The organism is Pseudomonas sp. AC169 (genome assembly GCF_979258515.1).
The window spans coordinates 4,508,395-4,525,712 of record NZ_OZ409866.1 but is presented as its reverse complement, the minus strand read 5'-3'; the positions used below and the strand labels follow the sequence as shown (position 1 = coordinate 4,525,712).

General features: G+C 58.7%; 16 protein-coding genes. 3 read left to right on the top strand and 13 right to left on the bottom strand.

Translation table 11 applies throughout. The features are described from left to right. Positions 1–203: 203 nt before the first annotated feature. On the top strand, positions 204–4,097 hold the full coding sequence (locus ACZZ0G_RS20305; protein ID WP_463557307.1) for a hypothetical protein: 3,894 nt from the start codon (positions 204–206) through the stop codon (positions 4,095–4,097). A gap of 533 nt (positions 4,098–4,630) precedes the next feature. After that, on the top strand, positions 4,631–4,990 hold the full coding sequence (locus tag ACZZ0G_RS20300) for a DUF6124 family protein (RefSeq protein WP_110720010.1): 360 nt from the start codon (positions 4,631–4,633) through the stop codon (positions 4,988–4,990). A 215-nt stretch (positions 4,991–5,205) separates the two neighbouring features. Here the strand turns inward: ACZZ0G_RS20300 and ACZZ0G_RS20295 are convergent, their stop codons facing one another. Next, positions 5,206–5,874: a hypothetical protein gene (locus ACZZ0G_RS20295; RefSeq protein WP_463557306.1), complete on the bottom strand. Its 669-nt coding sequence runs from the start codon at positions 5,872–5,874 to the stop codon at positions 5,206–5,208. Between the two features lie 647 nt (positions 5,875–6,521). Between ACZZ0G_RS20295 and ACZZ0G_RS20290 the strand changes: the two genes are divergently transcribed. Beyond that, positions 6,522–6,881 carry a DUF6124 family protein gene (locus ACZZ0G_RS20290; protein ID WP_463557305.1) on the top strand — a complete coding sequence of 120 codons (360 nt, stop codon included), beginning with the start codon at positions 6,522–6,524 and terminating at the stop codon, positions 6,879–6,881. Between the two features lie 188 nt (positions 6,882–7,069). On the opposite strand, the gene ACZZ0G_RS20285 is transcribed toward ACZZ0G_RS20290, so the two are convergent. The 12 genes from ACZZ0G_RS20285 to ACZZ0G_RS20230 all read right to left on the bottom strand — a co-directional run bounded on the left by ACZZ0G_RS20285 (position 7,070) and on the right by ACZZ0G_RS20230 (position 17,318). Then, entirely contained in the window at positions 7,070–7,306 is a 237-nt protein-coding gene (locus ACZZ0G_RS20285; protein WP_463557304.1) for a hypothetical protein, read from the bottom strand. A 139-nt stretch (positions 7,307–7,445) separates the two neighbouring features. Then, complete coding sequence (gene flhB, locus ACZZ0G_RS20280) at positions 7,446–8,585, bottom strand: flagellar biosynthesis protein FlhB (protein WP_463557303.1); 1,140 nt, start codon at positions 8,583–8,585, stop codon at positions 7,446–7,448. A 3-nt stretch (positions 8,586–8,588) separates the two neighbouring features. Beyond that, the gene (gene fliR / locus ACZZ0G_RS20275) at positions 8,589–9,374 is read right to left on the bottom strand and encodes a flagellar biosynthetic protein FliR (RefSeq protein ID WP_095114145.1); all 786 of its coding nucleotides are present in this window, start codon (positions 9,372–9,374) and stop codon (positions 8,589–8,591) included. Between the two features lie 3 nt (positions 9,375–9,377). Next, positions 9,378–9,647 (bottom strand): flagellar biosynthesis protein FliQ, encoded by a 270-nt coding sequence (gene fliQ / locus ACZZ0G_RS20270; protein WP_038363854.1) that lies wholly within the window; start codon positions 9,645–9,647, stop codon positions 9,378–9,380. Then, positions 9,644–10,402: a flagellar type III secretion system pore protein FliP gene (fliP, locus tag ACZZ0G_RS20265; protein ID WP_150649707.1), complete on the bottom strand. Its 759-nt coding sequence runs from the start codon at positions 10,400–10,402 to the stop codon at positions 9,644–9,646. The genes fliQ and fliP overlap by 4 nt, the downstream gene beginning before the upstream one ends. Further along, positions 10,402–10,854, bottom strand: a complete 453-nt coding sequence (fliO, locus tag ACZZ0G_RS20260) for a flagellar biosynthetic protein FliO (protein ID WP_463557302.1) — start codon at positions 10,852–10,854, stop codon at positions 10,402–10,404. The genes fliP and fliO overlap by 1 nt, the downstream gene beginning before the upstream one ends. Further along, the gene (gene fliN / locus ACZZ0G_RS20255; RefSeq protein WP_007920031.1) at positions 10,855–11,304 is read right to left on the bottom strand and encodes a flagellar motor switch protein FliN; all 450 of its coding nucleotides are present in this window, start codon (positions 11,302–11,304) and stop codon (positions 10,855–10,857) included. A 60-nt stretch (positions 11,305–11,364) separates the two neighbouring features. After that, a complete protein-coding gene (gene fliM, locus ACZZ0G_RS20250; RefSeq protein ID WP_038363850.1) occupies positions 11,365–12,333 on the bottom strand; it encodes a flagellar motor switch protein FliM in 969 nt (322 codons plus the stop codon). Positions 12,334–12,342: 9 nt separating this feature from the next. Next, positions 12,343–12,846: a flagellar basal body-associated protein FliL gene (gene fliL / locus ACZZ0G_RS20245; RefSeq protein WP_463557301.1), complete on the bottom strand. Its 504-nt coding sequence runs from the start codon at positions 12,844–12,846 to the stop codon at positions 12,343–12,345. A 911-nt stretch (positions 12,847–13,757) separates the two neighbouring features. After that, on the bottom strand, positions 13,758–15,131 hold the full coding sequence (locus ACZZ0G_RS20240; protein WP_463557300.1) for a flagellar hook-length control protein FliK: 1,374 nt from the start codon (positions 15,129–15,131) through the stop codon (positions 13,758–13,760). Between the two features lie 104 nt (positions 15,132–15,235). Further along, entirely contained in the window at positions 15,236–15,583 is a 348-nt protein-coding gene (locus ACZZ0G_RS20235) for an Hpt domain-containing protein (protein WP_105709138.1), read from the bottom strand. A 31-nt stretch (positions 15,584–15,614) separates the two neighbouring features. After that, positions 15,615–17,318, bottom strand: coding sequence for an ATP-binding SpoIIE family protein phosphatase (locus tag ACZZ0G_RS20230; RefSeq protein ID WP_463557299.1), 1,704 nt, complete (start codon positions 17,316–17,318; stop codon positions 15,615–15,617).

The following is a 17,318-nucleotide window of genomic DNA, read 5'->3' as shown; positions in this document are numbered from 1 at the left end:
GGAAGCGACGCGGAGCGTTCCGGGCTGTATTCCCACGCAGCGCGTGGTAACGACCAGTCTCTAAGGTTTTTCAGCTTCGAATCGACCTTTCCCAACATTACCACCCGTCGGATTCAAGCCCGCACCTGTCAGATCTGACAGGTGCGCGATCCCCCGTTTAGCCGTTCAATCACTCCGTCACTTCCCGCCACGGAGCTCTCGCCATGTCCAGCCCGAACAAACCTCTGTTACTTGAGGAACTCAGCATCCCCGGTCGCAGCAAAGACCCGGTGTCGAGGGATCCCGATATCTGGGGCATCAACATCGCCGCCGCGCTGGGCAACTTTCCGCTTCACGGCCTGCTGAACCTGGCAGGGCCATGGGGGAACATGGCGCCTGGCGACGAGTTGAAAGTTTATTGGAACACCGGCATAGAAGTGTTGAGCAAGACCGTCGTCAAGGACGAGGTCAACACAAAACTGCGCATGTTCGTGCCTCCGCGGCACATGGTCGACGGCCAGTTCGCGGTGTCCTATTCCGTCAAGCCGTTGGGTGGCGTGGCTGAATCGTCCGAAGTCATGCTGGTGGTGGTCAAGCTGACGCGCCCGGGCGGCCATGATGACAACGGTGATGGCGGGCATTCCAAGCTGATCATGATCATTGCGCAGGACATTCTTGACGGCGGCATCGACAAGGACAACGTGGCCGATGGCGTGGAGATCCGCATTGGCGAGGCCGATGACAAACCGCCCTATCCCAACGCTGCGGCCGGCGATGTTTGTCGCGTAAGTTGGGGCGGGATCTACGTGCTCAGCGAGCCGCTGACCCAGGAGCAGGCCGAAGGCAAGACACCGATCACCGTGACCATCGACGAAAAGACCATCCGCGACGCCGGTGATGCAGAGTTTCCCGGCGTGGCCGTGGTGTTCGAGGTGTACGACAAGGTCTTCAACCGCTCCGAGGACTGGAGCCCCGAACAGCGTGTGGTGGTGGCCGTTGATGCGACCCGGCTGGGCGCGCCGTTGCTCAAGGAAACGGTAAACAATGTGCTGGACGTCGACAAACTGGGCGACGCCGACGGCACCGTACAGATCATCGCCACCGACACGAGCAATTTCAAAATCGGCGACATCCCGTTCATCAGGATCAAGGGCACGCCGGTCGAAGGTGCGCCGATTGATCGGGAAGTAGAAGGCACTGCTTTGACCAGCGTGCCGAGCGTTATTGAAATCAAGGCTCCCAACGCCGTGCTGCGCCAGTTGGCCAAGTCGCAGATCACCTTGTCTTACCGCCTGAAAAAGGCCGACAGCTCCGCCGACCTAAAATCCAAAAGCCAATTCATCCGCGCCATTGGCGAAGTCCAGCGGCTGGCCGCACCGGACGTGCTGGATGAGGATTCCGGTGCACTCGACCCCACACTGGCCCAGATACGCCTGGAAATTCCATTCGATAAATCCTTCGTCGAAGGCCAGGTCCTCCAGCCGGTCATGCTGGGCACCACGCCAGGCCTCAAACCGTACCTGCCTGAACTGCCAACCCGCCCCATCACCCGCAACGACATCGTCGCGGCCGAGCCGTTGTCTTACAACATCGATGGCAAACACCTGACCCCGGTCAACGGCGGCACAGCGGAGTTCTATTACCAGCAACTGATCGCGGATGCGGTATTCGCCAAGCTGGACGCGTACGAGGCATCCCGCGCCATCCGCGAGTCGATCCACAGCAAAATCCTGCGCGTCGGCGAAGCACGTCTGGAACTGCCGCAACCGGAGGTGGCCGGCGTGGTGGACGGCGTTCTGCCCGCCGACACGGCCGGCACCACCCTGACGGTGCCGTACACGGAAACAGTCAAAGACGATGAAGTGTTCATGTTCTGGACCGGCTCGATCACCGGCGAATACTCCGACTCGATCAAGCTGAGCGAATTCACCGCCGGTGAGCGAGTGCCGTTCCCCATCCCGGCCGCAGCGATCAAGGGCAATGAAGGCGGCACGGTGGTCGCCCGGTACGAGATCAAACGCGTGGCGGGCGGGACGAGTTATGCCGAGCCGTTGGAGTTCAGTGTCGGCGTGGCGCTGGATCTGAAAGAGCCGAAGATCAAGCAAGCACCGAACGACACCAGCCTTGACCCGCTGGATGCCCAGAACGCACTGACGGCGGTGATCGACTATGCCGGCATGCTGGTCGGCGACAAGATTATTGTCCGCTGGATCGGCGCTGCCGGCACGTTGCCTGCCGGCTCGGACACCACCGAACCATGGCCAGTCACCCGCGTTGGCCCGCAAGAAATCCCGCTGGACGTCTCGGTGATCGCCTTCAACCTCGCCAAGTCAATCACGCTGAACTATTCCGTGACACGCGGCACCCAGGATCCGAAAGACTCGCGGACGCGTACGCTGGCGGTGTTGCAACTGCGCGTGGATCTTTCGCACTCGCCGAAGATCATTCAGGCCGCCAACGGTGGTGACGGCACTGAGCTGGATGTGTCGACGCTCACTGCTGCGGCCACTCTTCGTGGCGGTTTCTGGCCGCACATTGCCGATGGCCAGCGTGTCTGGATGCGGGTGGAAGGCACAAAAAAAGACGGAACCGAGTACAAGCGCGTCGTTTGGACAGGTCCCGGCGATGCCGTTAACGCTCTCTGGATGTCGCAGCGTTACCTCGATGCGTCCCTGCCCCTGGCTGATCTGCAGTCGCTGGAGGATCTCAGCCCACTGAACGTGTTGTTCATGGCCTCCCCGGATCGCAGCACGGATGAAAACCTGGCGCTGAGTTTTCCGGTGCGCACGTATACGGTCAAAAACGTCGTAGAGGTGCTGCCGACTATTGAGTCAATCAAGGAATCACCCGGTGGGGACGAAATCCCACACGGCAGCCCGACAGTCAAAACAGCGGTCACGCTGAGTGGTAAGGCCACCCCGGGCAAAAAAATCGATCTGACCAATAACGGCGTATTGATGCCGAATACCGAAATTCAAGTAGATTCAAAGGGGGAATGGACATTTCAACTGACGGGGCTAGTTGCTGGAACTACCTACAAGCTGCGCGCCCGACGCAAGGACGGCACACTGTCCGATGCTCGCGATGTTGTTGTGGTCGCGCTGGTAGTGCCGACGCTGGACAATGTGCTGGATGACAAAGGGAAGGAGGTGCTGGAGGGTACAACTACGGTCAGCACCGATCTGATACTTAAAGGCACAGCGAGCTACGGTCAGAAGGTCGAAATTTTTGAAGGAAACGGCCCGAGCCACACCTCCAAGGGAGTGGCCACAGCCTCGACAACAACAGGCAGATGGGAGTTGTCGATTACTGTTGCAATGGGTGCCCGGAGGTTATACGCAGGGTCGCTGTATACTCCGTCCCCGCAATGGTCAAATGTGCGCACACTGACTGTGACGGCGGCTGCCGCACCAACGTTGACCTCCGTCAAGGGCTCGCCGAGCGGTGTCGAAATCCCCAACGCGGGGTTTACGGTAGAAACTGCCGTAATGCTGTCCGGGGTCGCTGCCAAGGGTCAGAAGGTCGAAATCTTTGACGACACTGTCTCCAAAGGTCAGGCAACGGCACATGCCACAACCGGTGTCTGGACGTTGCTCGTCAGTGCTCTGGCTATGACAGCACACAGCTTTACCGCCAAGGCGTTGTACGGTTCCGGTGCCGCGTCGTCCGCTCGCACTTTTACTATAATTGCCGCGGGAGGATATGAAGACTGGAGAGGTGTACCTAGTCAAGTTCTCGAGACAAATATCACTAAAAAATTCAATAGCGGATTGGAAATAACTCCTTTTGAACTTCTCCCATCTGTAAAGCACTTCATAAATAATGCGGGTCAGCTGGTTTTACAGAATGTAAGCAAAACAAAATTCGAATGGGCAGGTTCCGTAACAAAAATCTCTTTAACGTACAGGGAGATCTTCCAAAATGTTCACAAGATACGTTTTTATGACTCCAATGGAATTCTTATTGATGAACGAATTCTTCCCATAAGCAGTTTCACCTCCAAATTATTCAGCTATCAAGCTTCTTCCGGGAGACAAGTTTCATATTTCGAAATATGGGCCACACACGACTCAGCAACTCACCGCTTTTACATTGAGACCATAAAGTGGTTTAACTAGTAAAAAATGGACGGATTTATTTACCTTCCTTTAAAGCAAAATTTTGACGCCCAGAGTGGACTCACGGCTACCGCAAGAAACCTTCCAGCTTTTGCCAATGATTTAAACGGAGGGTTTTTAAACGTGAGTTTTCTACTGGCCGAACGGGCCCGTGAGGTCAGCACAGGGTGCCTATTAAACTCCAGCGTTTAGAAGACACCTCCAGACACGCCTTACAGGCTACAAATTCTTGCGCCTTTGCCTACAGCTACGCCAGAATCCGCCGGCTTGTGCGCTTTGGGGTCGGGTTCTATTGTGGTTCGGTCGCTGACGAATCAGCGATCGGGTTTAGCGACTCGGACCATCTCAGTGCATCAGCGTTCGTGGCTTCGTTGTGGGACTCTTCGCCCGCAATTACGTTATGGCGGCTGTATGCGGGAGACCTTTGGGTCTACCGGGGTGCCTGTGACCGGTTCGCTAACCTGCGTACAGCTGCCACCTTCACTTGTTTAGCGACAGGGAAAGAGTGGCTCCATAACCTCAGGAGCTTCACCATGATCAAACCAACACCCAACCCACCCGAAACCGACGCCACTTCCCCCTACGAATCCCTCGATTCAAAAAAACTCCACGAAGCCGCCGACCGCGCCCTCGATCACTACCTCTGCCCACCCGGCTCCACCCCACCGCCACGTAAAACCCGCCGGATGTACGCCGTCACCGCCGACTTCAAAAACGAGGAGTTGCTGGCCGATGCCAGCGAAACCCTCGCTTCAGCCAGAACCATCGCCCATGACTTCGCCCACCTCATCCCCGCGTCGCAGCGCAGGACGCTGTTGGGGATCGCGCAACTGATCATGCTCGGGGAGTTGGCAGTGAATCGGGTGATGGATAATCTGGAGTTGCCGCAGTAGTACAGTTCTGTGACAAGCCTTGAGTGACGCGTTGTGTCTGCTGATGTCTTCGCGGGCAAGCCCGCTCCCACACGGATCGGGGTCGATCACAAACCTGCATTACACGACTTGCTCCAGGCGGCGATCCGACGAAGGCGACCTTACAGCCAACCTGTGTTTTCAAGCATCAAAAACCGCCGCACCGCACAATCGGGACGGCGGTTTTTTAACGCCGGTTACTTCGCGGTCAGTATCTGCTTCGGCGCAATATTGCCGAAGCCGAGCTGGTCGCGGCCAACATAGCGCGTACCCCGTAAAACTTGCTCACCTTCGACCTCAACGTAATCCTCATCCATGTACATCAACACGACCTTGGTCACCGGTGCAATGCCCCCTGGCCTCGTCAGGTCACTTTGCAGCAAGTTGAGCATCCAATGAAACTGGATGACCGGCAAATCTTCGATTTCGATCTGACCCGTATCATCCAGCGATCTGAAATCTCTGCGTGCAGTCACGCGTAACTTGTGACCAACCGGCACAAACTCCGGTTTGCCATAACGCACCTGCCGATGAGGGCCGGTAAACCATTGATCGCTGTAGTACTTGGGTGAGGTGAAGAGTTCGAACAAAGCCTGATTGTCGCGAATGTTTCCCGCTGCATCGAACAGGTAGTTGTAGGAATAGTGGTCAGCCAGGCCATCCAGTTCAGGCCTGATCGCATTGACCGGGTTGTCGAGATAGTTCGGAATATATGCATTGGCCATCTTTTTGAAATGGGTGAAATCCAGATCCATGTCGAACGTGACGGTGTAACGGATGGCCCGCTCCTTCGGGTTCTGTTCCAGTCGCCCTGAAACATATTCCAGGCCCATGCCCTCGAGATTTCGGTAAATGCGCTCTGCCATGATCGTACTCTCCTGATTCGGTTAACTTGCGTCCCTATCTCGACGCCATGGACAGTCGTTCGTCTACTGTCAGAGTTGACAGGTGGATGGCATTTCCAGACCAACGGTCTCTCTGGAAAAGGGGACGGGTTTATTTACCAGTGATTTAACATCGGGGTTTGATCGAGATTTTTCTGCTGACCGGGATGGCCCTTTCGCGAGCAAGCTCGCTCCCACAGGGAAACGCATTGCAAATGTGGGAGCGAGCTTGCTCGCGAAGGGGCCAGTGAAGTCAGCGCAAATCGCCTTTTAAACTCAGGTGTTTAAAAGACACTTCCAGACATGCCTTACAGGCTACAAATTCTTGCGCCTTTGCCTACAGCTACGCCAGAATCCGCCGGCTTGTGCGCCTTGGGGTGGGATTCTATTGTGGGTCGGTCGCTGACGAATCAGCGATCGGGTTTAGCGACTCGAACTCAAGTCAAAGGTGCATCGGCGTTCCAGGCTTCGTTGCGGATCTGTATTTTCGCAATTTCGTCATGGTGGCTGTATGCGGGAGACTATCGGGTCTGCCGGGTGCCTTTGACCGGTTCGCTAACCTGCGTACAGCCGCCACCCCTCCTGTTTAGCGACAGGATTTGGCGGCTCCACCTCAAAGGAGTTTCACCATGATCAAAACAACACCCAACCCACCCGAAACCGACGCCACTTCCCCCTACGAATCCCTCGATTCAAAAAAACTCCACGAAGCCGCCGACCGCGCCCTCGATCACTACCTCTGCCCACCCGGCTCCACGCCGCCGCCACGCAAAACCCGCCGGATGTACGCCGTTACTGCCGACTTCAAAAACGAGGAACTGTTGGCCGATGCCAGCGAAACCCTCGCTTCAGCCAGAACCATCGCCCATGACTTCGCCCACCTCATACCCGCATCGCAGCGCAGGACGCTGCTGGGTATCGCGCAACTGATCATGCTCGGCGAGCTGGCGGTGAATCGGGTGATGGATAATCTGGAGTTGCCGCAGTAGCGACACGCGATGATCGTTCCCACGCTCCTGCGTGGGAATGCCTCAACGGACGCTCCGCGTTCGGCTTTGGAAGGGACGCGGAGCGTCCCGGGCTGCATTCCCACGCAGAGCGTGGGAACGATCAAAACCGGTGGCCCATTGAACAGGGCCGGCGGTTTTTTCGTTTTAGTGGCTTTGAGATAGATTGCTCAATACCGAAGGATTTTCACTTTTCCATTTTTGCTTTTTGGCATTTCGAACTCGACCTCGCCGCCCACTTTGACGTTTGCCTGTTGGGCATCGGCCAATGGAATGCTGAATCGGTACTCTTTGGCGGTCAGAAAAAAACCCGTGGCTTCGGCAAAGGAAAGGGATCGTCCCGATTGCTTCGGCGTGATGGTGCCTCTTCCGGTTTTTTCATCGTAGCTGCTGAAAACTCCTTTCATTGCCTTGCTCCCTTGCACTCGCCCGCCCGGCCGCGCCAGCGCGCGACAGCACCTTTCATCAAACTGCAAAATAGCGGCGAGCGCACCTGTCAGAGTTGACAGTAAAGGGAGATCTCAGACCAATGGCTGCAAACCAACATCAGGAATCCCGACGCAGATCCGGCGGAATCGGCAAGTCGTCCTTGAGTGGATCCGGGCGTTTGCCCTTGCCGGCGCGGTATTGGCGGATCTGGTAGACGTAGGCCAAGACCTGGGCAACCGCCAGATACAGCCCGCCGGGAATTTCCTGATCGAGTTCGGTGGAGTAGTAGATCGAACGCGCCAGCCCCGGCGATTCAAGAAGCATGACGTTGTTGGCCACGGCGATTTCGCGGATTTTCAGCGCGAGGAAGTCGCTGCCCTTGGCCAGCAGTATCGGCGCCCCGCCCTTCTCCGAGTCGTACTTGAGGGCGACGGCGTAGTGGGTCGGGTTGGTGATGACTACATCGGCGTCGGGAATCGCCGCCATCATCCGCCGCTGGGACATTTCGCGCTGGGTCTGGCGGATGCGCTGTTTGACTTCCGGGCGCCCTTCCTGGTCCTTGTGCTCGTCGCGCACTTCCTGCTTGGTCATCAGCAGTTTTTTGTGCGCTTCCCAGAGCTGCACCGGCACGTCGACGGCGGCGATGATGATCAGGCCGCAGGCCAGCCACAAGGTGCTCCAGCCAACCAGCGTGACGCTGTGAATGATCGCCATTTCAAGCGGCTCGTGGGCGATGCGCATCAAGTCATCGACATCCGATGACAGCACCACCAACGCTACCCCCAACGTGACCAGAAACTTGGCCAGCGCCTTGAGCAGCTCGACCACAGCCTTGAACGAAAACATCCGTTTCAAGCCTGCCGCCGGGTTCATCCGGCTGAATTTGGGCGCCATGGAACCGGCCGCAAACAGCCAGCCACCGAGGGAGATCGGCCCGATCAGGGCCGCCAGCAATAGCGTGATCATGAACGGCTGAATGGCCACCAGCGCCATCTGACCTGACTTCAACAGAAATGCGCCCATGGAACCCTGATCCATGATCACTTCACGGGACAGCGTGAAGTTCAGGCGCATCAGCTCCATCAGGTCTTCGGCGAGCATGCCGCCGAACACCAGCAGCGCACCGGCGCCGGCCATCATCACGGCGAGGGTATTGAGCTCTTTGGAACGGGCAATCTCACCCTTCTCACGGGAGTCTTTTTTGCGTTTGTCCGTGGGGTCTTCTGTTTTGTCCTGACCGCTTTCGCTCTCTGCCATGACTCAGCGCGCCCGTGCCAGTTCGCGTAACAACTGCAAGGCCTCGGTGGCCAGCGGCTGATACTGATTGAGAATGTCCGCCAGACCGACCCAGACAATAAACAGACCGAGCACCAGGGTCAGCGGAAAACCAATGGAGAAAATGTTCAGTTGCGGCGCGGCGCGGGTCATCACGCCAAACGCGATGTTGACCACCAGCAATGCGGTGACTGCCGGCAATACCAGCAACAACGCCGCACCGAGAACCCAGCCGAGTTTGCCGGCCAGTTCCCAGTAATGCGCCGTCATCAGGCCGCTGCCGACCGGTAGCGTAGTGAAGCTTTCGGTGAGGACTTCGAACACCACCAGATGGCCGTTCATCGACAGGAACAGCAGCGTCACGAGCATGGTGAAGAACTGCCCGATCACCGCCACCGACACCCCGTTGGCCGGGTCGACCATCGAGGCGAAGCCCATGCCCATCTGGATCGCGACGATCTGCCCGGCCACGGCAAAGGCCTGGAAAAACAGTTGCAGGGAAAACCCGAGTACCGCACCGACGAGAATCTGCTCGGCAATCATCAGCAAACCGCTGAGATCCAGCGGACTGACCGCCGGCATCGGCGGCAGGCTCGGGGCAATGCACACGGTGATGGCCACGGCGAAATACAGGCGGATCCGCCGCGACACCAGGGTGGTGCCGAACACCGGCATCACCATCAGCATCGAGGCGACGCGAAACAGCGGCAACATGAACGACGCCACCCAGGTACTGATCTGGGTGTCGGTCAGCTGAAGCAGCGATTGCATGGCTTAGCCGATGACCATCGGAATGTTTTTGTACAACTGAATGATGTATTCCATGAACGTCTGCACGATCCACGGACCGCCGATGATCAGGGTTACCAGCATCACCAGCAGACGCGGCAGGAAGCTCAAGGTCTGTTCGTTGATCTGCGTCGCGGCCTGGAACATCGCCACCAGCAAACCGACCAGCAGGCTCGGCACCACCAGAATCGCGACCATCAATGTGGTCAGCCAAAGGGCTTCACGAAAGATATCGACCGCAACTTCCGGCGTCATGGCGAGACACCTCCGAAACTGCTGGCCAGGGTGCCGATGATCAGCGCCCAGCCATCCACCAGCACGAACAACATGATCTTGAACGGCAGCGAAATGATCAGCGGCGAGAGCATCATCATACCCATCGCCATCAGCACACTGGCCACGACGAGGTCGATGATCAGGAACGGAATGAAGATCATGAAGCCGATCTGGAACGCGGTTTTCAGCTCGGAGGTGACGAACGCCGGCACCAGAATGGTCAGCGGCGCCTGATCCGGCGTGGCGATGTCGGTGCGCTTGGACAGGCGCATGAACAGCTCAAGATCGCTGGTGCGGGTCTGGGCGAGCATGAAATCCTTGATCGGCACCTGGGCTTTTTCCACCGCTTGCTGAGCAGTGAGGGTTTCCGCCAGATATGGCTGCAGCGCATCCTTGTTCACCCGGTCAAACACTGGGGCCATGATGAACAGCGTCAGGAACAGCGCCATGCCGGTGAGAATCTGGTTCGACGGCGTCTGTTGCAGACCGAGGGCCTGACGCAGGATCGAGAAGACGATGATGATCCGGGTGAAACTGGTCATCAGAATCACGGCCGCCGGAATGAAGCTCAGGGCGGTCATGATCAGCAGGATCTGCAGACTGACCGAATATTCCTGCGCGCCATCGGCGTTGGTGCCCAGCGTGATCGCCGGGATCGACAACGGATCGGCGGCGAACGCCAGTGGCGCGGCCAGCAACAGGGCCAGCGTCAAGACGATGCGTAGCGCACCCATTACTTCGTATCCTTCTGATCCTTGCCGAGAATCTTCAGCAGATGCTGAGCAAATTCCGGGCTCGCTTTTTCACTGGTCGCAGGCACGTCGACCGGTTCCTTGAGCACATGCAAAGCGGTGATGGTGCCGGGGCTGAGGCCGAGCAGAATCTGCTCGTTGCCAACCTGGACCAGCAGCAAGCGGTCTCGTGGGCTGAGGGCGCGCGAACCGATCAGCTCGATCACCTGGCCCTTGCCTGCCGGCCCTGCCTGCTGCACCCGGCGCAACAGCCAGGCGAGGAAGAAGATCAACCCCAGCACCAGCAACAGGCCAAATACCAGTTGCGTCAATTGCCCGGCCACGCCGCTGGTGACCATCGGCGCGGTCGCGGCAGGTACCGTGGTGGCGGTCGACGGCTCGGCGGCGAGCACGCTCAGCGGCAATGCCAACAGAGCCCAGAGAAACCGTTTCACTCAGCGCAGCTTCTTGATGCGTTCGCTTGGGCTGATCACGTCGGTCAGGCGGATGCCGAACTTCTCGTTGACCACCACTACTTCGCCGTGCGCAATCAGCGTGCCGTTGACCAGCACGTCCAACGGCTCACCGGCCAGACGATCGAGCTCGATCACCGAACCCTGGTTGAGTTGCAGCAGGTTGCGGATGTTGATGTCGGTGCTGCCGACTTCCATCGATATCGATACCGGGATGTCGAGGATCACGTCCAGGTTCGGACCGTCCAGCGTCACCGGATCGTTGTTCTTCGGCACGCTGCCGAACTCTTCCATCGGCAGACGCGAGCCGCTGGCTGCGTCGGCGGCCAGCAGCGCGTCGATATCAGCTTGACCGTCACCGGTTTCTTCCAGGGCCGCAGCCCATTCGTCAGCCAGTGCCTGGTCGTCCTGGGCGTTCATATCGTCGTTCATCATTTGTCCTCGGCGGGCAACAATTCAGCTAAATGTGTGGGGGGGGGTAAAAGCGCCGCCTCAGCGACGCTCGATCGGCTCGATCACCTGCAACGCGAGGTTGCCTTTGTGCGAGCCCATCTTGACCTTGAAGGCCGGCACGCCGTTGGCGCGCATGATCATTTCTTCCGGCATTTCGACCGGGATCACATCCCCCGGCTGCATGTGCAGGATGTCGCGCAGCTTCAACTGGCGGCGAGCGACGGTGGCACCGATTGGTACGTCGACATCGAGCACGTCCTGGCGCAGGGCGTTGACCCAGCGCTCGTCCTGATCGTCGAGATCCGACTGGAAACCGGCGTCGAGCATTTCGCGCACCGGCTCGATCATCGAGTACGGCATGGTCACGTGCAGATCGCCGCCACCGCCATCGAGCTCGATGTGGAAGGTGGAGACCACGATCGCTTCGCTCGGGCCGACGATGTTGGCCATGGCCGGGTTCACTTCCGAGTTGATGTACTCGAAATTGACTTCCATGATCGCCTGCCAGGCTTCTTTCAAATCGACGAAAGCCTGCTCCAGCACCATGCGCACCACGCGCAGTTCGGTCGGGGTGAATTCACGCCCTTCGATCTTGGCGTGACGGCCGTCGCCGCCGAAGAAGTTGTCCACCAGTTTGAACACCAGTTTGGCGTCGAGGATGAACAGCGCGGTGCCGCGTAGCGGTTTGATCTTGACCAGGTTGAGGCTGGTCGGCACGTACAGCGAGTGTACGTATTCGCCGAACTTCATTACCTGCACGCCACCGACGGCAACGTCCGCCGAGCGGCGCAGCATGTTGAACATGCTGATGCGGGTGTAGCGGGCAAAACGCTCGTTGATCATTTCCAGAGTCGGCATGCGTCCACGGACGATGCGATCCTGACTGGTCAGGTCGTAGCTTTTGACACTGCCGGGTTCGGCAGCGTTATCGGTCTGTACCAGACCATCGTCGACGCCATGCAACAGCGCGTCGATTTCATCCTGGGACAGCAGATCCTGCACGGCCATGTCGTGTTCCTACTGCAGTACGAAATTAGTGAAAAGCAACTGTTCGATCACCACTTTGCCCAGCTCTTTCTGCGCCACTTCTTGGACGCTGGCTGTGGCCTTCTGGCGCAACATCTCCTGGCCGACCGGGGTCGCCAAGGTGGCGAAATCCTGACCGGAGAAGAGCATCACCAGGTTGTTGCGGATCACTGGCATGTGCACTTTGAGCGCTTCCAGATCCGCCTGATTGCGCGCCAGCATGGTGATGCTCACCTGCATGTAGCGCTGACGGCCGTTCTGGTTGTAGTTGGCAACGAAGGCCGGCGCCATTGGCTCGAAGATCGCCGGCTGCTTACCGACGGGCGCCGCTTCGGCGGCCTCGGCAGGCTTGCTCTGGGCACTGTGCATGAAGAACCAGGTCGCCCCCACGGATGCACCAATGGCCAACAGCAACGCCAGCACGATCATGATGATCAGCTTGAGTTTGCCTTTGGTTGCGGGGTCTTTTACTGCTGCTGTTTCGCTCTTCGCCATGCCAATAATCCGTCACTAATCGGGTTTTCACAGTCGCACGGCAAGGCAAGAGCAAGTGTTATGCCAGAAGTGTCGGTGGCAGCGCAGACAACGCTAAAGTCAAAAGCGACCCTCACCCCAGCCCTCTCCCGGAGGGAGAGGGGGCCGACCGAGGTGTCAGACGTCAAATATCGACCTGAAAGACCGAGTCGATTATGGATTCAGCACGTGCTTACAGGTCGGCGCTTTTCTCCAGCATCCCCCAATCAGTCTCCTCTCCCTCCGGGAGAGGGCTAGGGTGAGGGTTCTCAGGGGCCGATCGAGGTGTCTTGCTTCATACGCCGATCTGAGAGATCGAGTCGAGGTGTCTTGTTTCATATACCGATCTGAGAGACCGAGTCGATTATGGATTCAGCACCGCGCTGACAGGTCGGCGTATTTCTCCAGCATCCCCCAATCAGTCCCCTCTCCCTCCGGGAGAGGGCTAGGGTGAGGGTTCTCAGGGGCCGATCGAGGTGTCTTGCTTCATACGCCGATCTGAGAGATCGACTCGAGGTGTCTTGTTTCATATACCGATCTGAGAGATCGACTCGAGGTGTCTTGTTTCATATACCGATCTGAGAGACCGAGTCGATTATGGATTCAGCACCACGCTTACAGGTCGGCGTATTTCTACAGCATCCCCCAATCAGTCCCCTCTCCCTCCGGGAAAGGGCTAGAGTGGGGGTTCTCAGGGGCCGATCGAGGTGTCTTGCTTCATACGCCGATCTGAGAGATCGACTCGAGGTATCTTGTTTCATATACCGATCTGAGAGACCGAGTCGATTATGGATTCAGCACCACGCTGACAGGTCGGCGTATTTCTACAGCATCCCCCAATCAGTCCCCTCTCCCTTCGGGAGAGGGCTAGGGTGAGGGGCTCTTGATTTTGATCAGGCGTAATAGTCGACCGCGCTTGTGCCGATCACGCTGGTGGTTTGAGCCGCGGCTTCAGCAATGGCAACTGGTGCCGATTCTTCATCCGCCGAATCGAGGCGACCACCAGCAGCGCTGGTGCGACCGCTCTGGCCCTGCTGCGCCTGTTCCTGACCTTGCTGCCCCTGCCAGCCACGGTTCTGGTCGGAGACACTGACGTCGACCTGGCCCATGCCCTGCTGGTTGAACATGTCGCGCAGACGATGCATCTGCCCATCCAGCGCTTCACGCACGCTTGGATGTGCACTCATGAACGTCACCTGGGTTTGCTGATCCGGCACCATGTTGACGCGAATATCCAGACGCCCCAACTCGGCCGGCTGCAACTGAATATCTGCCGCCTTCAGATTGGCGCTCGACAGATACATGACGCGGTTGACCACTTCTTCGGTCCAGCCGCTCTGATGCATGGCGATTGGCTGGTTCACCGGCACCGCGTTCGCGGTTTTCGGCGTGGCGGCCTGCGTCAGTGCCGCCAGACGGTTGGCGAAGTCATCGACACGGGTATCGCTGGTGGCGTTCTTGAGGTCCTTGAGGCCATCGTCGATCAAGCCGCTGAACGCTTTCTCGCCCCCCTGGCTGGTGCTGTCCTTGTCGGCTTGCACATCGAGCATGCTGGCCATGCCGGCGGCGAAGTTTTGCGCCGCAGTCAATTCGCCGTCAGCCTGAGCCTGTGCGGGCGTCGTTTTCGGTTGCGCCTGACTGGCGGCAGAAATGTGCCCGCCCTGCTCCATCGCCATGCGCACGGCCGGCATCGAGTCGAGCGGATCGGCCGAGGGGTCGAAATCGCTGTCGGTAGCCGGTGCCGGATCTTTGACCACACCCGGCAGTGCGGCAAGCGCAGGGGTTTCGACTTCAGGCTGGGCGCTGGCGACAACGGCCGGCGCCGGCGCCACGGGCGCCGCGACCACCGGTTGCGCTGCGGCGACCAATGCCGGATCGAGCGCCGGGTCTACCGGTGCAGCATCAACCACCAAGGGCGGGGACGTGTCAGTACTTTCATCGCTGGTGGCGGCTGTGGTGTCATCGGTCGCAGCGGGTTTATCGGCAGGCAAGTCGTTGCCGCTATCGGCAACCACCGGTTGCGCGGCGGCAGACTGATCCTTGCCAATGTCCTTTTTGCCGCTGTTGTCAGCGACCTTGTCGCGCGGCGACTTGGGCGCATTATCAGTGGTTGCAACAGCCTTGCTCGATCCCTGATCGGCGAACACTTTGGCGAAGCTTGAGGCTTTATCCCCGGCATCTACGGCCATGGCCGACGATTTGGCTGAGGCAGCTTGCGCCTTGGCCTGAGCGGCATTCTGAAGAAGGATGTTGGGGGTCGCAGGCATGAAACGGTCTCCGCTGCACTGGGATCGTAGGTACAGTTGCGGAGATAGCTGCAAGTGCCGGGCCAGTTTTGTCCGACGCTTGAGAAAAGCGCCGGACGGCGGGATCAGTGCGTGTGAGCGGGATGTTTTTCGCTTTCGTAAACCGGGCGAACTTCAGCAAATTCGCCGCTGATCTCAGCGACCAGTTTGACTATTTCCGCCGGGCTCTTGTCTTTGGCGTCCGATTCGAGCTCTTGGCAGAGCGCCGCCAAGCGGACAGCCCCCATGTTGCTGGCGCTGCCCTTGAAGCTATGGGCAACTTCCGACAACACCTTGGCATCAGAGGTCTTTTGCAACTCGCCCAAGCGACTTTCGGAATCCGCCAGAAAGGTATCCAGAAGCTCCGGATAACCCTCCTCCATGACTTCGCGCAGTACGCTCAGCGCCTCGCGATCAATATGTGTGTCAGCCACTTGTTCACTCCTTGATCAAGAATTGCGCGAATTATGCCTGAACCTCCCAGGAAAACTCCACGCGGGCACTGCGACCTTCGTCGGACCAACTGGCGTTACGCCCCAATTGCCGCACCAGACTGACGCCGCGTCCCGACAAACGGACTCCGTCCAGCGGTCGCTCCATGACCCGCGCCACATCAAACCCCTTGCCACTGTCCTCAACACGAATCACCAGACAACCGCCCTCGCCTTGTGGCTGCACCTGCAAATGCACGCGAACAAAACCATCCTGCAGAGCCTCCAGCCGATCATTGCGCTGCTGATAATAGCGGGCGAACCCGACCGCATCGCGCTTGAGACTGGAGTCCAGCCCAAGCACGCCATGCTCCAGCGCATTGGAATACAACTCGGCCAGCACGCTGTACAAAGCACCACTCTGCGCCCGCAACCCATGCACCTCAAGCAACAACTGCAACAGGTACGGCAACGGATTGAAGCGCTTAAGCGTGGCGCCGCGAAATTCGAAACTCACCGACCAGTCGAGCGGACAAGACTGGCCGCTGTCGGAATACACCGGCGTCGACGGCTTGACCTGCGCCGGTTCCAGCAGGCTGACCTCGACCATGCTGACATCGTCGCGCGCCTCGCCGCGAAAATCCCGCAACGCCTGCTCGATATCTTCGAACAAGCGATCCGGCTCGCGATTGGCGGCGAACACCCGCTGCAAACGCTCTACACCGAACAACTGATCGTTGGCATCACTGGTGTCGATCACGCCGTCGGACAACAGGAACACCCGATCACCAATGGCCATCGGGTGCACTTCCGTACGGTCATCGAACGCCTGCGCGCTCAACACCCCCAACGGCAAGTGCCGTGCAGCCAATGGCGCGCGCTCACCCGAGGCGATGCGATGCAGATAACCGTCGGGCATGCCGCCGTTCCACACTTCGACCGAACGTCGCTGAAAACTCAGGCAGAGCAACGTGGCACAACAGAACATGTCCACCGGCAGGATGCGTTTGAGCTTGGCATTCATCTCGCGCAGGGTTTCGGCGAGGCCGTAGCCCTTGGCGGTCATGCCGTAGAACACCTCGGCCAAGGGCATCGCCCCGACCGCAGCCGGCAGGCCATGGCCAGTGAAATCACCCAGCAGCACATGCATGTCACCCGCCGGCGTGTAGGCCGCCAGCAGCAGGTCACCGTTGAACAAGGCATAGGGCGATTGCAGGTAACGGATATTCGCCGCGCTCAGACAGCCGGAGTGCGCAACCTTGTCGAACACTGCTTTGGCTACGCGCTGTTCGTTGAGCAGGTAATCATGGTGTTTGGCGATCAGGTCGCGCTGTTGCAGCACGGTGGCCTGCAAACGGCGCAAGCGATCCATCGCCTTGATTTTGGCGGCAAGGATCACCTGGTTGTAAGGCTTCGCCAGAAAGTCGTCACCACCGGCCTCCAGACATCGGGCCAGCGCTTCGCTTTCGGTCAGCGAGGTGAGGAAGATGATCGGCACCAGCGTCTCGCCCGCCAGCGCCTTGATTTGCCGCGCAGCCTCGAAGCCGTCCATCACCGGCATCATTGCGTCCATCAGTACCAGATCAGGTTGTTGCCGACGAAACAGATCGACCGCTTCGGCACCGTTGGCCGCCGTCAGCACTTCATGGCCCTGGCGACGAACGATGGTCGACAGCAGCATGCGGTCGGCGGCGCTGTCTTCGGCGATCAGAATGATCAGCGGCTCTTGCGCCTGCAT

Excerpts from the sequence above, each read along its gene's own strand:
- ACZZ0G_RS20300 (WP_110720010.1), top strand. The coding sequence starts at position 4,631 with ATGATCAAACCAACACCCAACCCACCCGAAACCGACGCCACTTCCCCC.
- ACZZ0G_RS20285 (WP_463557304.1), bottom strand. The coding sequence starts at position 7,306 with ATGAAAGGAGTTTTCAGCAGCTACGATGAAAAAACCGGAAGAGGCACC.
- fliR (WP_095114145.1), bottom strand. The coding sequence starts at position 9,374 with ATGCAATCGCTGCTTCAGCTGACCGACACCCAGATCAGTACCTGGGTG.
- fliN (WP_007920031.1), bottom strand. The coding sequence starts at position 11,304 with ATGAACGACGATATGAACGCCCAGGACGACCAGGCACTGGCTGACGAA.
- ACZZ0G_RS20240 (WP_463557300.1), bottom strand. The coding sequence starts at position 15,131 with ATGCCTGCGACCCCCAACATCCTTCTTCAGAATGCCGCTCAGGCCAAG.
- ACZZ0G_RS20230 (WP_463557299.1), bottom strand. The coding sequence starts at position 17,318 with ATGCAGGCGCAAGAGCCGCTGATCATTCTGATCGCCGAAGACAGCGCC.
- fliL (WP_463557301.1), bottom strand. The coding sequence starts at position 12,846 with ATGGCGAAGAGCGAAACAGCAGCAGTAAAAGACCCCGCAACCAAAGGC.
- flhB (WP_463557303.1), bottom strand. The coding sequence starts at position 8,585 with ATGGCAGAGAGCGAAAGCGGTCAGGACAAAACAGAAGACCCCACGGAC.
- fliQ (WP_038363854.1), bottom strand. The coding sequence starts at position 9,647 with ATGACGCCGGAAGTTGCGGTCGATATCTTTCGTGAAGCCCTTTGGCTG.
- ACZZ0G_RS20295 (WP_463557306.1), bottom strand. The coding sequence starts at position 5,874 with ATGGCAGAGCGCATTTACCGAAATCTCGAGGGCATGGGCCTGGAATAT.
- ACZZ0G_RS20305 (WP_463557307.1), top strand. The coding sequence starts at position 204 with ATGTCCAGCCCGAACAAACCTCTGTTACTTGAGGAACTCAGCATCCCC.
- fliP (WP_150649707.1), bottom strand. The coding sequence starts at position 10,402 with ATGGGTGCGCTACGCATCGTCTTGACGCTGGCCCTGTTGCTGGCCGCG.
- ACZZ0G_RS20290 (WP_463557305.1), top strand. The coding sequence starts at position 6,522 with ATGATCAAAACAACACCCAACCCACCCGAAACCGACGCCACTTCCCCC.
- fliM (WP_038363850.1), bottom strand. The coding sequence starts at position 12,333 with ATGGCCGTGCAGGATCTGCTGTCCCAGGATGAAATCGACGCGCTGTTG.